The organism is Chitinophaga sp. CF418, assembly GCF_900142925.1.
GTDB lineage: Bacteria > Bacteroidota > Bacteroidia > Chitinophagales > Chitinophagaceae > Chitinophaga.
Genome location: NZ_FRCN01000007.1, coordinates 419008 through 438927 on the forward strand (window position 1 = coordinate 419008; position 19920 = coordinate 438927).

The 19920-nt window shown below is 48.9% G+C and carries 9 protein-coding genes; 5 read left to right on the forward strand and 4 right to left on the reverse strand.

Annotated features, from left to right (window positions below):
- Nucleotides 1-861: 861 nt before the first annotated feature.
- The 5 genes from F3I09_RS17820 to F3I09_RS17840 all read left to right on the forward strand — a co-directional run bounded on the left by F3I09_RS17820 (nt 862) and on the right by F3I09_RS17840 (nt 11563).
- On the forward strand, nt 862-3060 hold the full coding sequence (locus tag F3I09_RS17820) for a radical SAM protein (RefSeq protein WP_149696422.1): 2199 nt from the start codon (nt 862-864) through the stop codon (nt 3058-3060).
- On the forward strand, nt 3061-4986 hold the full coding sequence (locus F3I09_RS17825) for a 7TM diverse intracellular signaling domain-containing protein (protein ID WP_149696380.1): 1926 nt from the start codon (nt 3061-3063) through the stop codon (nt 4984-4986).
- 504 nt (nt 4987-5490) lie between these two features.
- Complete coding sequence (locus F3I09_RS17830; RefSeq protein ID WP_149696381.1) at nt 5491-8466, forward strand: TonB-dependent receptor; 2976 nt, start codon at nt 5491-5493, stop codon at nt 8464-8466.
- An 11-nt stretch (nt 8467-8477) separates the two neighbouring features.
- Nucleotides 8478-9956, forward strand: coding sequence for a RagB/SusD family nutrient uptake outer membrane protein (locus tag F3I09_RS17835; protein WP_149696382.1), 1479 nt, complete (start codon nt 8478-8480; stop codon nt 9954-9956).
- A 152-nt stretch (nt 9957-10108) separates the two neighbouring features.
- Nucleotides 10109-11563, forward strand: coding sequence for a glycoside hydrolase family 30 beta sandwich domain-containing protein (locus F3I09_RS17840; RefSeq protein ID WP_149696383.1), 1455 nt, complete (start codon nt 10109-10111; stop codon nt 11561-11563).
- 429 nt (nt 11564-11992) lie between these two features.
- Here F3I09_RS17840 and F3I09_RS17845 read toward each other — a convergent pair whose 3' ends face one another.
- From F3I09_RS17845 to F3I09_RS17860, 4 genes are read right to left on the reverse strand one after another with little or no spacing between them, the layout of a single operon-like run.
- Nucleotides 11993-13321, reverse strand: a complete 1329-nt coding sequence (locus tag F3I09_RS17845; protein ID WP_149696384.1) for a sugar porter family MFS transporter — start codon at nt 13319-13321, stop codon at nt 11993-11995.
- Between the two features lie 24 nt (nt 13322-13345).
- Entirely contained in the window at nt 13346-14413 is a 1068-nt protein-coding gene (locus tag F3I09_RS17850) for an aldose epimerase family protein (RefSeq protein ID WP_149696385.1), read from the reverse strand.
- Entirely contained in the window at nt 14407-17709 is a 3303-nt protein-coding gene (locus F3I09_RS17855; protein ID WP_149696386.1) for a DUF5107 domain-containing protein, read from the reverse strand. The genes F3I09_RS17850 and F3I09_RS17855 overlap by 7 nt, the downstream gene beginning before the upstream one ends.
- Before the next feature lie 24 nt (nt 17710-17733).
- Nucleotides 17734-19920, reverse strand: coding sequence for a hypothetical protein (locus tag F3I09_RS17860; RefSeq protein ID WP_149696387.1), 2187 nt, complete (start codon nt 19918-19920; stop codon nt 17734-17736).

Genomic DNA, 19920 nt, shown 5'->3' on the forward strand with positions numbered 1-19920 from the left:
TCTCATTTTCAATTCATTTTAAGATTGCTTACAGGCTTTTATCGCTTCAGACACAGTCTGGTAAGTACTTGTGTTCTATATCTCCATATCACTTAATCGTCATCTGGATATCGCTTTGTCGTCATTTCTATATCGATTCGATATAGAAATGACGGTGAAATGATATGGAAATGACGGTGAAGCGATATAGAAGCATCGAAACCATATCAATACCAGAGCGGATCATAAACGGAAAAAAGGAGACATTTTCTGCATTCAGCCCGTCTGTGGCGGGTTACGTGTTTATGGTCCTGGGGCCAGCCTGGAATGGTGGCCCATCCCATTCCAGGAGGGATGCAACGTTTCAGGGCCACCGTTACGTCGGGTATAAAGCGTATATGAGGATCATCCATGCTGATGTGATGGCAGTATACCATACCCATCATCGTCCTGATAAGCAGGTCCCAATATATTATCGTAGGGAGAGCGGAAGTAGCAGCGGTTTCAGATGGGAATGGCGGGCCTTCGGCTCTCGGGTGACACGACCGATGTTGTTCAATCCTCATTCAAACCCTTATTCGATTGACAACGCTCCATAGCCATCCAGAGAGGCGCCGACCGCCATCCCATACTGAAACCGGGCTACTTAGCGATCGAATTTCCAAGACCTCTAAAGCACATGTATTCGAAGTCCAACCTAAAGGCATGGTAAAGGCATGGTAAAGGCATGTATAATGCCCCGAAAATCCTGATTAAAACCATGATGGAAATCATTCGCTACAATCAGCTCCGGCAGGAGCTGTGTGTTTGTAGCCCCGGGTGATAACCCGGGGGACGGGGATTTCCGTTATTTATTAATAATTTGCATCCAAATTGAATGATTTGGGTGCTTCTGTTTTCCTGATTACACCGCCTTTCACTCAGCTGAATACGCCTTACCCGGCCACAGCTTACCTGAAAGGCTTTTTAAATACTAAAGGAATTACCTCTTTCCAGTCTGACCTCGGTATAGAGGTAACCCTGGCCCTGTTCTGCAAACAGGGGCTGCAGGAATTGTTTAGCCTGATCAATAGTCAGCCGGCTGAACACTCAGACAACATCACCCGCATTATAGCCTTGCAGGATGATTACATACAGACCATCAACGATGTGATCCTTTTTCTGCAGGGCAAGAATCCCACGGTTGCCCATCGCATCTGCAAACGGGACTTCCTGCCGGAAGCCGGCCGTTTTGCCCAGCTGGAAGACCTGGATTGGGCCTTTGGCTCCATGGGAACACAGGATAAAGCCAAACACCTGGCTACGATGTACCTGGAAGACCTGTCTGACCTGATCATGGAATGTGTGGATGAGCACTTCGGGTTCAGCCGTTACGCCGAAAAACTCGGCCGTTCTGCCAATAGTTTCGATGAACTTTATGCCGCTTTACAGGCAGAATACACCTTCATAGACCGTAAACTCATAGATATACTGGAAAAGCATATGGCAGCTGTTCAGCCTAAACTGGTGGCTATCTCCGTACCTTTTCCGGGTAATTTGTACGCCTCCCTCCGTTGCGGACAGTGGATCAAAGTCCATTACCCCGGCGTGAAGATCGCCATGGGCGGAGGCTTTGCCAATACAGAACTGCGTTCTGTTTCCGACCCGCGTGTGTTTGAATTCTATGACTTCATTGCACTGGATGACGGCGAAGCGCCGCTGGAGAACCTGGTGGCCCATGTGGAAGGCCATAAGGCGCTGAATGAGCTGAAACGCACCTTTGCTATCATTGACGATAAGGTCACTTACCTGAATGACAAGGCCTGCGGGGATTACAAGCAAAGCCAGGTAGGTACGCCCGACTACAGCGATTTCCAGCTGGATAGTTATATCTCAGCCATTGAAGTGGTAAACCCCATGCACCGCATGTGGAGTGATGGGCGCTGGAACAAGCTGACCATGGCCCATGGCTGCTATTGGGGCAAATGTACCTTCTGTGATATTTCCCTGGACTATATCCGCCTGTATGAACCGATCGCTGCCCAGCTGTTGTGCGACCGTATGGAAGAGATCATTGCGCAGACCGGCCAGAACGGGTTCCACTTCGTGGATGAAGCAGCACCTCCGGCAATGATGCGGGCGCTGGCGCTGGAGATCCTGAAAAGGAAGCTGAATGTCAGCTGGTGGACGAATGTGCGCTTTGAGAAAAGCTTTACCCGCGACCTGTGTCTGCTACTGAAAGCTTCCGGTTGTATAGCCGTTTCCGGCGGACTGGAAGTGGCGTCCGACAGGCTCCTGGAACTGATACAAAAAGGTATCACCGTGGCCCAGGTGGCACAGGTGAACCGCAACTTCACAGAGGCAGGTATCATGGTCCATGCCTACCTGATGTACGGATTCCCAACTCAGACGACCCAGGAAACCATCGACTCCCTGGAAATGGTGCGTCAGATGTTCAAAACAGGGATTTTACAGTCGGCCTTCTGGCATCAGTTCACGATGACCGCCCATAGTCCCGTAGGACAGCACCCTGAAATGTTCAGTGTGCGGAAAGAGACAGAAGAGATAGGCGCTTTCGCCAATAATGACATCGTACATATTGACGAAACAGGGGCGGAGCATGAGCTTTTCGCCTATGGATTGAAGAAGTCCTTGCTGAATTATATGCATGGCATCTGCCTGGACGATCCATTACAGAAGTGGTTCGAATTCAAGGTGCCGAAAACGAAGATCGTCCCCGACTATATAGAAAAAGCATTGCTGGAAGACCAGTATGCCCCTGCCAAACCAACAGCCAAAATTGTATGGCTGGGCAAAACGCCGGGTGTACAAACCATTACAAAAACCAAGAAAGGTAGTTCCTGGGAAGTCACATCCCTGACCTTCCAGAACAGGAAGGAAAAGGCGAATATCAGCGTGAATAAGGAAGAGGGGATCTGGCTGGCGGATATGTTGGAGAAACTATCTGTCCGTAACCAGAAGACCTATACCCTGAAAGATGTGATGGATAGTTATGCGGCCGCCGGACTGGAAGATTTTGAGCTGTTCTGGGACAATAAACCAGTAAATTCACTGTACAAATTCGGACTATTGAAATTGTGAATGAAGCATTTTAACAGGGGAAAGCGGCTCGCTGCCCTGTGCCTGCTGCTGATAATCGCAGCACTGACAGGGACATCCGCCTATGCACAGGAGGCGGTACAGATAAATAGCACGTTACGGGAACACATTTTCACTTACAATGAGATTGAATACCTGGAAGATCTGCCCGGTACCCTGACCTTTGACCAGGTGAGGAGCGACAGTGTTGCCGCCAGGTTCCGGTCCAGCCCAGTCAGTACACCGCAGAACCAGCACCTGGGAGCACCGGTATGGTTCCGGGTAAAGATTAAACACGACCCCACAGCGCATAGGTTTTACCTGCTGGAATTCTTTGACCAGACTATCGATGAAATAGATGCCTGGCTGCCCGATACTGCCGGCGTATACCGCAAGGAGCGGATAGGAGATAAGTATCCCTTTGCACAGCGCTGGTTCCATCATAAGAACTTCGAATTATCGCTGGATAACGACCGGCAAGGTGAAGCGGTGTGCTACTTCAGGATCAGTTCCGCCCAGACGGCAGATGTGATCATTGTGCTGCGTTCCATTGACCGGTTTGTGTCTTATGCCCTGAGTGAATACCTCACTTTCGGGATCTTTTACGGCATGATCTTCATTTTCAGCTTCTACAACCTGATCATGTTTATAGCCATGCGGCAGCGGCAATACCTGTATTATGTGCTCTATAACCTCAGCGTGGTGCTTTACGAGATGTGTACGGACGGTATTGCCTATCAATGGCTATGGCCCAATGCACCCAACTGGAACCAGTACGCCTTTGCCTGGCCCTTGCTCAGTATGAGCATTTTTGCCCTGTTGTTTACCCAGCGCCTGCTGGCAGTACATGTCAGGGCGCCACTCCTGAATAAACTGATCATGGGGGTGATTGTGGCCCGTTGTGGCTATTTCCTGGCCTGCCTGCTGATCAATCCTTACTGGTTCAATTATAAGTTCATCGAACTCATACCCCTGGCGGTCGCTTTCTACACAGGGCTCTATATCTGGCTGAGAGGGTACCGGCCCGCCCGTTTCTTTGTGTTGGGGTATAGCTTTTTGTTTGTAGGCTTCATGCTGAAGTTCTTCATTATGCTGGGTTATACCTGGCTGAATTTCGGCATCGTCAGTTACTATAGCCTGAGTTTCTGTTTCATCCTGGAAATGTTCTTCTTATCCTTCGCTGTGGGCGATAAGGTACGCCTCCTGAAGAAGAAAAGGGATAAGGCACACCGCCAGATGATCCGGCAGATGACGGAGAACGCCCGCCTGAAAGATAACCAGAACCGGGAGCTGGAAGCCCAGGTGCAGGCGCGTACCAGGCAGTTGTCAGAACAGGCGGATGTCATTGCCGCCCAGAATGATGTGCTGGTAAAGACGAATAGCCTGCTGGAAGCTCAGGCGGCGGAGATCTCACGTATGAATGCCCTGTTGGAACAGGACAACCGTCAGTTGCAGACCAATGTAGAAAAAGTGACAAGGGCGAGGGCCTTATCGACTTCCCTTGATTTTGAAGAATTCAGTAAGATCTATCCCGATAAAGAGAGCTGCCTGCGCTTCCTGGCAGATCTGAAATGGACGACGTCTTTCCGTTGCCGGAAATGTGGTAACGAGCATTATTATCCTGGCCATCAGCCCTTTAGCCGTCGTTGCAGCAAATGCAGTTATGAAGAATCAGCTACAGCCTATACCATCTACCAGAATATCCGTATCCCGATCAATAAGGCGTTTTACCTGACCTTCCTGGTTTACTCCACCAAGGGCAGGATCTCCTCCCATAAACTGTCAGAGATCCTGGAAATCAGGCAGAGTACCTGCTGGTCGTATGCTACCCGTATCACTAAAATGATGGATGAAAGGAAGAAAGAACTGAAGCAGGCAAATGGTCAGGGTTGGAGTTTGCTTGTTTTAGACGAAAGAGAAGAGGCGTGAAGTGAAAGAAAGTGAAATTTATTTAAAGGTATGGAAGCGTATCAGGGTATTTATGCAATATATCCGTTATAACTAGGTATATCCCTTCATAATCAAGACTTCCAGACCATTAACATCCAGGGTATCAAAGCGTATCATTTTATTCATAATTGGCTATAAATCAGGTATTTGTGTAAATATTTTTCATTGTCATTTGTGAAACTCCCCCTATCTTTACAACATGAAACCTGGTGATGAACAATTGTAAGCCTGGTGATCGTTATGAAATGGAAAGTTCACGTTATGCGAGAGGTTATAAAGGAGGCTATCCAGCTTTAATGAAGAGGCTATGCGGCAGTAATGAGTATACTATCCAGCTTTAATGAAGTAGGCTATAAGGCTTTAATGAGGGATACTAACCGGCTTAATTTAATGTGAGAATAATTTCCAGTTATTGAACTTAAATCAAAATCTAAACTGATACGAGGAATTATCCTTATCCACAAACCAAAGTACCGACACATTATGAAAAAAAGGGGAACATTCCTGACAGCATTGCTGTTGGCATTGTGGGGTTTTGCCATAGCGCGCCAAGACGTTGCAGTAAAGCAGGACATCACAGTAAAGGGACATATACAGGACAAGCAGGGTAACTCACTTCCCGGCGTTTCCATCAAAGTTAAAGGAACTGCAAGAGGCACGGCGAGTCAGCCGGACGGTAACTTCACTATTCAGGCGGCGGCAGACGCTGTGCTGGAGCTTTCCTATGTAGGCTATACAACACAGGAAGTGCCGGTGAATGGCCGTACACAGATCACCATCACTATGGACGATACCAAAACAGAACTGGGGGAGGTAGTGGTGATCGGTTATGGTACCCAGAAAAAGAGAGATGTTACCACCGCCGTGGTGAGCGTGAATACTAAAGACATCAGTGAGCGGCCCATTACCCAGACAGCCGCAGCCCTGCAGGGTAAAGCTGCGGGTGTACAGGTAACGCAGCCATCCGGTAAGCCAGGCGCAGCCTTTTCTGTAAGGGTGCGTGGCGCTACTTCCGTACAGGCAGGTAACGAACCCTTGTACGTGATAGATGGGGTGCCTACTACCGATACAAGAGATCTCAATACCAACGATATTGCCACCATCACTGTACTGAAAGACGCCTCCAGCGCTGCTATCTATGGTGCAAGGGCCTCCAATGGGGTGGTGCTGATCACTACTAAAAGAGGTCGTTCCGGAGATGCGGTGATCAACTTCAATACCTACTACGGTGTATCTAAGATCGGTAAGAAGATTGATGTACTAAATGCTGGTCAGTATAATGATCTGATGAAAGACATGGGATTCACGGTGACGACGCCTACCACCACTACCAACTGGCTGGACGAGGTGTTCCAGACAGGTCATAACCAGAACTACCAGTTATCTGCTTCCGGTGGTAGCGAGAAATCGCAGTACTTTATTTCCGGCGCCTATACCAAAGATGACGGTATGGTGAAACCGGCAAAATACAACCGCCGTGTTTTCAGGGCTAACCTGGACAATCAGCTGAAACCCTGGATGAAGCTGACCACCAACATCAGCTATTCTAATGTAGACCTGAAAGATCTGAAGGATAATGACAATGCCGGCCGTAACGCAGCTATCCTCGGTGCGCTCAACGCGCCGCCGGTGATAGGCATCTATGAAACAGATGCTGATGGCCACCGCCGTTATACCATGAACCCATATAAATCCGGTTGGGATAATCCGCTGGCCGCTATCGAAGGGCCTACCCAGGGTACAAAAGACAACCGTGTACTGGGTAATGCTGCCCTGGATATCAACTTCACCAAAGACCTGAAGTTCAGGAGCAACTACGGTGTTGATTACATGAATCATAAGTACGATTACTACCTGGATTACATTATGACCACTCCGGGCCGTAATGATCATGGTTATGCCACCTCTCAGCGTTACAATACGCTGACCTGGCTTTGGGAAAACACCCTGAACTACGACAAGACCTGGAAGAAACATTCGATCTCCGCATTGGGTGGTGTAACATCGCAGAAGAACAATTACGACGAAACTAACCAGACTGGTCGTGATTTCCCTGCTGATCCTACTGTAAAGACATTGAATGCGGCCAACCAGATAACTGGCGATACCAAAGAATCCCAGTGGTTCCTGATGTCTTATCTGGGCCGCATCATGTATAACTATGACAGCAGATACCTGCTGACCGCCAACTTCCGTGCGGATGGTTCATCCAAACTGGATAAGAAACATAAATGGGGTTACTTCCCTTCCGTATCAGCTGGCTGGCGTATCTCTGCTGAGCCTTTCATGCGCGATGTGAAAGCGATCAATGACCTGAAAGTAAGAGCAGGCTGGGGACAGAATGGTAACGTGGAAGGTCTGAGTCCATATGCGTCCCTGGGGCTGAACTCTTATTCCCGTCAGACGCCAACTAACCCACTATCTGGTCCTGCTATCCTGCCTCCGGATGGCGCACCAAATCCAGATCTGAAATGGGAAACGACTACGCAGACCAACGTAGGTATAGACCTGAGCCTCTTTGACTCAAGACTGACCTTCTCTGCGGATGCCTATATCAAGAAAACAAACGACCTGCTGCTGGACGTAAAGCTTCCCCCACTGGCAGGATACGATCATATTACCCGTAACTCAGGAAAACTGGAGAATAAAGGTCTGGAGTTCCTGGTGTCTTCTGTGAACGTCGACAAAAAAGATTTCCGTTGGACGACCGACTTCAACATCGCCTTTAACCGTAACCGTATCACAGCACTTGAACTGTCAGACGTATACTATTTTGCTGAGGTAGAAAACCGTGATAAGATCATCACCCTGAGAAAGGGACTGCCATTAGGTACCTTCTACGGATATATTTCTGAAGGAGTAGATCCGCAGACAGGAAACATCATTTACAAAGATGTAAACGGAGATGGTAAAGTAACGCCGACCGACCGTACCGTGATCGGTAATGCACAGCCTACGTTCACTTATGGTATGAACAATAACCTGAGCTATAAGAATTGGTCATTTTCCTTCCTGCTGCAAGGCTCACAGGGGAATGATGTGTTCAATGCTTCCCGTATGGAAACAGAAGGTATGTACGACAGCAAGAACCAGTCTACAGAAGTACTGCGCCGCTGGAAAACAGTAGGTCAGGTAACAGACATCCCACGTGCCTCCAATAGAGATGTGACCAATTCCCGTACCTCTTCCCGTTTCGTGGAAAATGGTTCTTTCCTGCGCATGAAGAGTGCTACATTATCTTACAATCTGCCACAGCGTGCATTGTCCACCTTACACCTGAGCAGGTTGATGTTATACGCTACTGCGCAGAACCTCTTTACGATCACTAACTACAAGGGGTTTGATCCGGAAGTGAATGCTTTTGCCAGCAATGCCGCCAATGGTGTAACGCTGGGAATCGACTATGGTACATATCCTGTGGCGAGAACATTTATCCTTGGTTTAAACCTGTCATTCTAAACGTTTGAGTTATGAAAAGAACGAACCGTCTCCTCATCATATCAGCTGCACTGGCTTCACTGGTCCTGGGTGCGTGCAAAAAAGACCTGAACCTGGTGCCACCCTCCAATACAATTGTTGGTAATGAAGGGCAGGGTACAGCAGGTTCCTATATCAAAGACGCGGCTACATCCGAAGCGGCGCTGGCTAGTTGTTATTCCTTCTTCCGCAGTAATGCAGCCGAATACTATGTACTGGATTACTTCAATATCAGCGATGCGCAGTCAGACAATGCTTATGCAGGTGCTGACAACGCTGCCGGTTTTGAGATCGATGAATTCCGTATACTCTCCACCAACTCATGGGTAGCCCGTGACTGGAGTTATTTATACAACCAGATCTCAGCCTGTAACTCTGTGATCGTAAACGTTCCCAAGGTAACCGATGCATCACTGACAGCCACCCGTAAGGCGCAGATCGTGGCAGAAGCACAGTTCATCCGCGCACGTGCATACTTTGACCTGGTAAGGTTATTCGGTGATGTGCCGCTGGTACTCGAAGAGTTGCCTACTATCACTGCTGATAACCTGGCGGAAATTTATCCGTTGTTATATCCCAGACGTACAAGTGCAGACTCAGTTTACGACCAGATCACCAACGATTTGAAGTCAGCAGTTGAAGCGGTACCTGTTTCCGCAGTAAACAAAGGCTTTGTAACCAAAGGTGCGGTATACACACTGCTGGCTAAGATAGCTGCTACCCGTAAACCGATAAACTGGCCTGAAGTACAGGCCTACACCGACCAGGTAATTGCATTGGGCTATAGCCTGCTGCCGGTATATGACAACCTCTGGGATGGCGCACATGAGAACTCTGCAGAAGCCATCTTCGAACTGAACTTCGATGGCTGGGATACAGGTGGTAACTGGGGAACGAGTATGTTCCTGGGTACTGACTGGAAGAAGTTCTGCAATCCGAGCAATGACCTGATGCGTGCATACAGGGAAGCAAATGACAGCGTACGTTACAGATCAACGATCACGTTTGCAAATGTAACTGGTAAATGGGGTGATGCCCGCTTATCATTAGACAGCTTCCCCTTCTTCTACAAAATGCGTAAAACGGATGCCACTCAGAACATCATCATGTATCGTCTGGCAGATGTATTGCTCCTGAAATCAGAAGCGCTGAATGAACAGGGAAATGTAACAGGTGCTAATGCCATCGTTACACAGATCCGTGGACGTGTAAAACTCAATCCGCTCAACATCACCGATCAGGCAGCAATGCGTCTGGCAATCGAGCGGGAACGCCGACTGGAACTGGCTTTCGAAGGACAGCGCTGGTATGATCTCGTACGTACCGATCGCGCTATTCCTGTGATGCAGGCGGTAACCGACGGTAAAGGCGTCAACCTGGGTTATCACCTCACGGAACAGAGCCTGCTATGGCCTGTTCCGCAGGGTGAAATGGACCAGAACGCCAACCTGGTGCAAAACTCCGGCTACTAAGCCGTGGTTATTAGCTCTGGCTACTATTGGATATAAGATAGCGTTAACGAAAAAGATTGGTCTCGTCTCTCATGGGACGGGACCTTCTTTTTGCAGGTCAGTGCAGGTTGGATTGGTATCAGAAACATTCATCAGACAGAAAAACTTCCTACATGAAACAATGGATATACAGTTGTTGTATGGGCGTCCTATTGGTGGCCTGCAATAACCGACAGCAAACAGGTGACAAGCAGCACAATGATTCAGCAGCCGTTTATCTCACCACGCCAGATCAGCAGCAATTATTGGCACAGCAATCCGGGCTGGGAGGGGTGAAGGATACAGCTGTCATTAACATCCGGATGGATAGTAGCCGGCAGTTCCAGGAAATTGAAGGTTTTGGTGCAGCAATGACGGGATCTTCTGCATATGTGATGCAGCGGTATATGTCGCCCGGGCAGCGGCAGGCGTTGCTGGAGGATCTATTTGGTACGGAGAAGGGGATAGGGATCAATTACATTCGTATGTCTATTGGTGCTTCTGATTTTTCGACAAGCCCTTACAGTTATGATGACATGCCCGGTGGACAGCGGGATGATTCTTTGAAGCATTTCAGCATTGAGCATGATACTCAGGAAGTAGTGCCGGTATTAAAGCAGGTGGTTGCGGTCAATCCTGGTATTCATATTATGGGTAGCCCGTGGAGTGCGCCGGGATGGATGAAGACGAGTGGCAAACTGGAGGGAGGTTCTTTACGTCCTGATGCTTATGAGGTGTATGCGCGTTACTTTGTTAAATACATCCGGGCTTTTGGAGAGGCAGGCATTAAGATCACGGCGCTGACTGTACAGAATGAACCGCAGTACGAGGCATTCTATCCAACGATGAAGATGACGGCGCCTGAGCAGGGGACGTTTATTAAAGATCATCTGGGGCCTTTGCTGGAGAAAGAGGGGCTGAGTGAGCAGACCAAGATTATGTTGTTTGATCATAACTGGAATAGTCCTGAGTACCCGATCTCTATTCTTGATGATAGCCTGATAGCGAGATATACTGCCGGAGCGGCATTCCATTGTTATGAGGGTGCTGTGGGAGCTATGACTAAAGTGCATGATGCGCATCCTGAGAAGGGCCTTTATTTTACTGAGTGTTCAGGAGGGAGCTGGTCGCCGGTTTTTGCGGATAACCTGCAGTATATGGTGCGTCAGTTGCTGATCGGGACGATTAATAACTGGTCGAAGAATGTGCTTTTATGGAATATGGCTTTGGATGAAAAGAATGGGCCGACTACCAATCAGCCTGGGACAGGTGAAGGGAATCGCGGGTGTATGACTTGTCGGGGAGTAGTAACTGTCAACTCCAAAGATGGTGCTGTTACCCGGAATGTGGAGTATTATGCGCTGGCGCATTTTAGTAAGTTTGTGCGTCCCGGTGCTAAGAGGATTTATTCTTCTGCCTTGGTAGATAAGGGAGTGGAGAATGTTGCATTCCTGAATACAGATGGTTCACGTGTAATGGTGGTGATCAATACTACGCAGCAGGAGCGGGCTTTTTCTGTGAGCGAGCAGCGGGATGTGTATAGATACGTACTAAAGCCGGGAGCTGTGGCGACATTAGTCTGGAGGTGATGCCAACTGGTGTTAGTATCGTCGTTCGCTCGGTTTCATATAGTATTGTGGACTATGCCCGCTTGTAACGCTGTTAGAGGTTGGTAAGGTAGGTCAGCTATGGTGTTTTGATCGGCGGCACCGCCGTGCGGGGAACCGGGCGAAGGCCCGCAATTACAATATGAAACCGGTGCTACCTCCTGGCTATTCTAAAGCCCCTACGCTTGATAAATCTCAATAGCAAGTGCTCGAGGAGGGGTACAGCCCGATGTCCCACCTGAAACCGAGTTACGGAGATGACAGGCGGTTACTATTTTGCGTCAATACGCTACGTACCTGCATCATTTAAGCAGCCCAAGGCTCTAAACAAAAATCGTCCGTCGTTCAAAAACAAAACGACGGACGATTACATTAGTGAGTCCAACTCTTGTTAACCACAGCAAGTGAAAGCTAATGTATCATCACGCCTTCCAGTTCTTCCAGCGTCTTTCCTTTCGTCTCCCTTACATTCTTCCAGATGAACACGAAACCAAGTAGACAAATGCCTGCATAAATGTAAAAGGTGCTATCCTTGAGACGATCGAATAGAATAGGGAACGTAAACACCAGAATAAAATATGCAGCCCAAAGACAAAGCACTGCGAAAGAAGTTGCCGCACTGCGGATCTTGTTAGGAAAGATCTCCGCAATCAGTACCCAGGTGACAGGCGCCAATGACATTGCATAAGTGCCGATAGCCGCCAGTAAATACCAGGATACCTGCTCTGAGCCTGATGCCAGCATCCGCACCACGATAATGTATAGTATAGTCAATCCACCGGCCCCGATCAACATCAGCGGTTTCCGTCCGAGTTTATCTACCAGCAACATAGCCAGGATGGTGAAGGCAAGATTAACGCCTCCGATGAATACTGTCTGTAAAAGTTGCCCGTCCTGGGATACGCCAATACTCTTGAATATTCTAGGTGTGTAATTGAATACGACATTGATGCCACAGAATTGCTGAAACACGGCAAGTATAATGCCGATCACTACAGCAGGTAATACTGCTTTGCGGAAGATATCAGCAAAGTTCATTCGTTCGGAACCTACGAGGGAACCCTCAATTACGGACAATGATTCTCCTGCAAAAATGTCCCCACCAATTCTGTTAAGTACTGTTCTTGCCTCAGCAGAACGTCCCGCTTTTACCAGCCAGCGTGGACTTTCGGGCAGCCATAGCGCACCGATGAAGAACAGGAGAGAAGGAATCACGCCAAGACCAAACATCCAGCGCCAGGCATCCTCTCCATGATTGCGAAGGGTATAGTTAACAAGATTGGTGACGAGAATACCCGTAACGATAGTCAGCTGATTGATGGCTACCATACGGCCGCGGAGATGGGCAGGCGCTACTTCTGCGATGTACATGGGAGACAGCATGGAGGCCATTCCAACACCGATGCCTGCAACTAAGCGGAAAGCGATGAAGAGGTTCCTGTCAGGAGCGACTGCCATGGCAAGGGAGGAGATACCGAAGATAGCGGATGCCAGTAAAAGGCCGCGCTTACGACCGTATTTATCTGCCATGGAACCTGCGATGATACAACCGATAATAGCCCCCAACGCGAGACTACCAGTGGCGAATCCTTCCCAGTAAGCATCGAGCCCAAACTGCTTTTGCAGGAATGGAAGCGCCCCTGCAATTACAGCAAAGTCAAATCCGAAGAGGTAGCCTCCCAATGCGGAGATGAAAGAGATTCCCAGTATGTATGCGCCATTAAAAGATGAATGTTTCATAACGGAACTAGCAAGTTTAATAATTTATTGCACATCAAATGCAAAAATGGTATGCCGGCGATAAATATCACCGGGTGAAAGAATAGTGTCAGGAAAATGGGGATGATTCGGACTATCCGGGAATGCCTGTGTTTCCAGGGCTACCGCACCATGTTGGAGGTATGGTTTGCCTTGTTGTCCGGTAATACTGCCATCCCAGTAATTGGCGCTGTACACCTGTATGCCGGGTTGGTCTGTAAATACGCGTAAGATCCTTCCGCTGTAAGGATCTTCCAGCATTGCTGCCGCGACTTTGCCCATGTAATCAGGTTGTAATACGAAGTTGTGATCATAGCCCCTGTCAGCGGGTAGCTCATTGATATGCTCACCAATCCTTGCTGGTTTTGTAAAGTCAAGCGGAGTGCCGGCTACGGGCAGGATATTTCCCGTAGGGATATTTCTGTCGCTCTTTTCAGTATAAGTCTGCGCATTGATCGTCAACAAGTGGTCAGTGACCAATGGTCGTTCAAAGCCGCTGAGATTGAAGTACGAGTGATTGGTCAGGCTGACAGGTGTGCTTTTGTCTGTATGTGCCGTATAACGAATGTGCAGCTGATTCTTATCGTCAAGTACATATTGCACACTGGTAACTAAATTTCCAGGATAACCTTCCTCACCATCGGCACTGATATACTCCATGATGACGCCGGCTTCTGTGTGGCTCTGGCTGCATTGTGTTACCTGCCAGATCTTAGTATGAAAGCCTTCGAAACCACCGTGAAGATGATTCCCGTCATTGTTGATGGGAAGCTGGTACTCGCGTTCTTCCACTGTGATACGGCCAGCAGCAATGCGGTTAGCGTATCTTCCTACCGTGCAACCGAAATAGGCAGGATTATGCAGATAGTCGATTGGATTTAAGAATCCGGCTACTACATTCTTTTGTAAGCCTGTTTTATCTGGTGCATATATTGCCGTAATGGTAGCTCCGAAATTGATCAGTTGTACTACGACAGTGGCGCTCTCAAGGGTGATCATATAAAGGGGCGCTCCCCGCAATTCGCCGTACTGCGTACGGGTTGCGGATAGCGCCCTGCTATTTACATTTAGCATTGAATCGTCTTTGTGAATGGGTTAAATGTAGCGCCCTGGTGATTGACATCCAGCGTCAATACTTCATCCAGGTATTGCTGTCCTTCCTGTTCCTGCTGGAGACCCAGATGACCGAGCCCCATCAGGTAGAGACAATGTATACGGTTCCGCAGATTGAGATCCAGGTCGAATACCAGCATGTCAGGTAGTGACACTGCAAAATAGTCTATGCGGATAGTATCGTTGAGATGCGCTTTTCCAAACTGGATGAAGCGTTCAAAGATCTGGCGCGCTTTCTCCGCTTGTCCCAGTTGCTGCCATGCCAATGCCTGGTACACGATCTTGTCAGGTTGCGGATCGTTGTAATAGATAGCCTGTACCGGCTCACTGATACCTATAGTAGCTGCCAGGAAATGTTTTTTAGCAGTTTCTGCCTGTCCCAGTCCTGCATAGGCATAACCCAACAGGTAGTTGATATCATTCTCCTGGGCGCCGTACAGTTTCCCTTCACCCAGATTTTCAGGATAAGAGGATAGTACCTGTAACAGTGCAATAGCCTCTTCAAATTCTTCCTGTAGTATGGCCTGTTTTGCCAGGGCAGTATGACAGAGGATAAACTGTCCCACTACCTTGCCTTCGCCTCCTTCCCATGGATGGAACTGTCTTTGGGAGAGGAGCTGACGCGCCTGTTCAAATTCGCCGAGATTATTGTATAAGGTGATACGCTCCAGGTAAAGGTCATCTCTTCTTTCTACAAGTTGCATATTGTTTTCCAGTAAGGCCAGCCTTTCCTGCGATGATCTGCCGGTGATCTTGTATAACTGATCCAGCTCCATCAGGATGCGGGCATCATCGGGAGCCAGAGCGAATGCTTTCTCCATGAACTCCACGGCCTGCGCCTTTTTATACAGTTTGTTGTAATAAGCGAGTGAAAGGTTCCTGTGTACGATAGCGAAAGTATCATCGAGACTGGCCGATTGCGCCCAGCAGGCGATGGCTTCTGTATATTGCCGTTTGTCGTACCAGAGATTACCCAGGTAATATGCAGCCTTGGCATCGGATGGATTGGAAGCCAGTGCGCTTTGCAGGATGATCACTTCTTCTACTTTATTTGGGAAGCAGTAGCCGGAGTCCTGTTTTGCTGCCTGTTTGTAGTAGGTGCCTGCCTGTTCAGTTGCGTTGTTATTTGTGGCGAACCATCCCATGTAGTAATACAGGAGGGGAGATGTAGCACCGTGCGCGTCGAGGTATGATTGTAATACCTGGATGGCGGTTGCATAACAACCGGCATGCGCATAGTCGAGCGAAAGTTCCAGGTAGTTATTCAGGCTGCCACGCATTAAAGTGCGCAGTCTTTCCAGTACGCTGTTGTCTTTGCTGGCGAGATACCATTCAAACAGGCATCCGTAGTTAAACGGATCTATTTCCAGGGAGTCCTTTGCGAAATCAATACAATCTTCCGTCAGGCCTCTTTCTCTCAGGATGAGCGTTTGCAGATGGCGGGCAGTGTGATTGTGGTAATTGCGCACAAGGGACTTTTTTACGAGGGATGAAGCGTCATCCCATTTGTGGCCGGATGCGGCAATACGTGCCAGCATGAGGAAACCACTATGCTGCCAGGCATCATTCCAGGTGGCCTTGAACAATATATCGTATGCTTCCGTCTTTTTCCCTTGCAGGAATAAAGCGCATCCGAGGTTATAATATACTTCTCCGTCGTACGGATTTGGATTGCGGCTGGTCATTGTTTTGATAGCCGTTCTGAAATAGGGTTCTGCCTTGACGAATTGTCCGCGGCGGAGCAATAAGAGTCCCATGGCATTATTGCAACGGATATCGCCGGGGCTTCTTCTCAATCCTTCTTCATAGTAGTCTATCGGATTGAAGGTGGCATGGCGGTACTGTTCCAGGTGATGTCCATTCAGGTAGAGTTCTTCCACCTGTTCGATATCCTGCGGGAGACGAGCTGCAGTTGCAGGCGCTGGTATTTCATGCGCTACTGGTGGTGCGGGCTGCCAGGATACGAGTGTATGACCTGTTTCATCGGCAACAATCACTTTCCAATCCTCCGGTACTACGTTCGGACCACAGTCGTATGTGGTGGAGAACGGAGCATAGGGAGAGAGCGATGCAGGGAATTGTTGTACTTCAGTGCCTTGCTTCAGCAGACGGATCACGGCATTTTTGTAAAGGGCAGTAGCGTATACTTTAATGCTCAGTTGTTGCTCCTGCCATTCCATATTCAGCATAGCCTCTTTGGTAGCATTTTTAACTACCCCGGTCTGTGCATATGGCATGAAGTATTGTTCGAAGGTCTTGCCTTCATTAGGTTGCAGCCAGGAGAAGTCCGGCTGATTGTCGGTGAACATACCGGTCATCAGCTCGATATAAGGACCATCTTCGTCTGTCAGGTTCCTGTCCCAGGCATAGCCGAAGTCGCCATTGCCCCAGGTCCATTGCTTTTTACCGGGAGACACATGATGATCGGCTACGTGTAACATACCGGCCTGTGTATCGTGCTCATAGCAGCCCATAAAGTCATACTCCGAGCGGATAGCCATATAAGACGTGGGAACAGGAATAGTATGATAACGGGAGATATCAGTTCCCGGTGAGTAGTCTACTTTATAATAGGTGCCTGTTGCGATAGGGAAGTCAGATACGTCGCGCTTACCGTGGTCAAATACCGCATATACATCCGGAGGGAAAACTGACTGATAATGATCATTCACTTTCACGGCGGGATTGGCCCACCAGAGGAAAGTTTGAGGGAAAAGCGTACGGTTGAAGAGTTTTCCTTTTATTTCCAGGTAAGCCTTATCGGGATAGAGCGTGAAGCCTGCCATGCCTTTGGTGCGGAACATCACTTCCACTTCATTCACCCATACTGTTTTGCTGCCATCAGCATTTTCTTCCGTGGTGAAATCAACAGCTTGAAAGGTGCTGGGACGATGGTGCTGGGGCCAGTTGAATTCTATACCACCTGATATCCAGGGGCCTGCCAGACCTACAAGTGCAGGTTTGATGACCTGGTTGTAGTACACAAAATCTCTCTGTCTGATCTTATCGTATGCACGCTGTATACGTCCGCCCAGCTCAGGGAGGATCATTATCAGCAGGAATTCATTTTCCAGGAATACGGCCGTGTATTCCTGCGTGGTCTTCTCATCAGCGATCTGCTCGATAACGGGATGAGGGTACACAACACCACTACTGCCCTGGTATACTCTTTTCTCCAGGAACATAGGGTGTTTCTCCGGTGTGCCTGTCTTGTACGTGGGTATGGATACTCTTTCTATCCTGACTGTCACTTCCATATGGTCACTTTTATATTTATGCGTTTAATCCCGTGGGACCAGTTTAACTAATAATGCATCTTTGGGCGGCACTGTCAGCGTAAAGGAGGACTGGCCATTGCTGATCTCTCCCAATACGGCGTCTGTCATAAAATCCCTGATCTCATAGTGCCGTTTATCAGCCACGTCTGCTGTCTGCCAGCTGGCGTCAAAGGGCTTATCCTTTATGAAGTTGAACATGGCGAGGAGGGTAGTATCTCCCTTGCGGAAGAAGGTCATCTGCTGGTCCTGGGTGTCGCCGTCAGACATGCTAACCGGTGTAAAGGCAACAGGATGACTGAACCAGGCGCATACCGCGGGATGATTGAGGTACTTTTTCGCTCTTTCGGCTGCGATTTTCTGTCTGAAGTCAGAGCCGTCTCCCAGTATGCTGCCCATTACCATCATGGCATAGAGGCGCACCTTGATTTCCTGCTCCGTGAGTTCCGGATTATTCTGGAAGCTCTTCATCACGATCACGTCCAGGTTGGTGAATGGCCATAATGTGCCTTGCATCCACCACATATGAGAGCCGGCTGCGAGCGAGGCGGCTGTACTGCCCCAATGCGGGAATCCCGGTTGATCATCTCTGAGATGGGAGTATACATCTGTAGAGATGAAACGGGTATGCGCATACTGATGGGGGAACATGGGAGAGATAGCCTGTGTGATGAAGACGTCTGGTCCCATGATGGAATCTACCAGTGAACGGAGCATTTTCAGTCCTTCGCTGTATGCCTGCATACCTGAGCGGGTATTGCGGTTGTATCGTGTGCTGGATTCCAAAGCTCCGGCAGAGAGAAAATCTATTTTGATAAAGGTGGCATGGATCGCCTTTGCCTTTTGTAATTGTTGGATGATGGAGGCCTTTGTAGCCGGGTGGGAAGGATCGATAGGGTAACAGGCCCAGTCGCCTTCCTTATACATAATCGGTTGCCTGTTCTTATCCCGTAGTACGACATCGCTCAGCGGCGTTTGCGTACCCCCTACGGGATTGTCCAGGGAGTTCTTCCAGGTCCATACGGCAAAGGGGATAAAGTAGAAACCCATTTGTTGCCGCTTTTTCTGCCCATATCTGGACAAAGACGTTAGCAGTGAGGTTGTGTATATAGATTGGTCATACGAGTCAACGCTGAGCACCGGAGGGGCATATTTGTTGAAGTTGTCCAGGGTGGCAATGAAGTCGGACGTTTTAATCACGCCCGGAGGCATCATCACCCTGGTATTCCCCAATACACCTTCTACGCCGAAGCTGTTCCAGTAGAAGGGGGCATCTCCTTTCCATTCGCTTCTGCCTGCCAGTTGTACGTTTACCTGTCCATAGGTGGTAAACGCCTTGCGGGTATCTGTACCAGCTGCCAGGTAAATGAGGGGAGAGGTTACTGTTTTACCCAGCATAGTACCGTGCGGCACATGATCGTGGGTGCCATCCAATCCGCCGTACGCGGGTGGCAGGGATTTATCATCCGCGGTAGCGGCGCCACCATATACGATAAAAGAATCGATGCGGCCTGTTTCTTTAGCTGCCCCGTAACGGAAACCTGTTTTCCAGAAGTCGTGCGTCACACTACCGGTAACCAGCCCGGAAAGGCTGTGCTGGTCGTAAACGGAGGTGAACTCATAACTGATGCCTGATGCGGAAGGCCATTGCCGGGTTACGACCGGCACCCAGTTATCATTGTCGAAGGGAACGTCCAGGATGCGGGGCGCATTACCCGGAACAAACAGGTAAGCCTGCTGTTCCGGGATAATGGTTAATGGAGAGATGTTACGCGATTCCAGTGTCGCGTCACCCGTGGCCTGTACATCAAGCAGCAGGTGAGGCGATTGTGCGTAGACGGTAATATGTTGTTCCAGTTTTAAAGACCTGGAAGGGTCGCTGTGTATGATCGATATGGTAACACCTCTGCCGGAAGCATCCTGCATGGGAGTAGTAGTGTACTTGTGTTGGGAGAAATCAGTACTGGAGAGTTTACCGTTATTCAGTTCTTCTACGGTGGCAATGGTATTTTGTAGCCGTACACCGTTGCTGAACAGGTAGCTGACCCTACCGGTATGACTATCCACAATTAGCTTCAGGTCCGCATTGGACACTACAAGGCTGTCGGCCGATGGTGTCACCGTCTGCGCCAGTATGTTCCCGTATGTCATGCAAAGCAGGCCGGCAAATGATATGTTACGGATGATCCTCAT

Excerpts from the sequence above, each read along its gene's own strand:
- F3I09_RS17825 (WP_149696380.1), top strand. The coding sequence starts at position 3,061 with ATGAAGCATTTTAACAGGGGAAAGCGGCTCGCTGCCCTGTGCCTGCTG.
- F3I09_RS17830 (WP_149696381.1), top strand. The coding sequence starts at position 5,491 with ATGAAAAAAAGGGGAACATTCCTGACAGCATTGCTGTTGGCATTGTGG.
- F3I09_RS17835 (WP_149696382.1), top strand. The coding sequence starts at position 8,478 with ATGAAAAGAACGAACCGTCTCCTCATCATATCAGCTGCACTGGCTTCA.
- F3I09_RS17840 (WP_149696383.1), top strand. The coding sequence starts at position 10,109 with ATGAAACAATGGATATACAGTTGTTGTATGGGCGTCCTATTGGTGGCC.
- F3I09_RS17845 (WP_149696384.1), bottom strand. The coding sequence starts at position 13,321 with ATGAAACATTCATCTTTTAATGGCGCATACATACTGGGAATCTCTTTC.
- F3I09_RS17850 (WP_149696385.1), bottom strand. The coding sequence starts at position 14,413 with ATGCTAAATGTAAATAGCAGGGCGCTATCCGCAACCCGTACGCAGTAC.
- F3I09_RS17855 (WP_149696386.1), bottom strand. The coding sequence starts at position 17,709 with ATGGAAGTGACAGTCAGGATAGAAAGAGTATCCATACCCACGTACAAG.
- F3I09_RS17860 (WP_149696387.1), bottom strand. The coding sequence starts at position 19,920 with ATGAGGATCATCCGTAACATATCATTTGCCGGCCTGCTTTGCATGACA.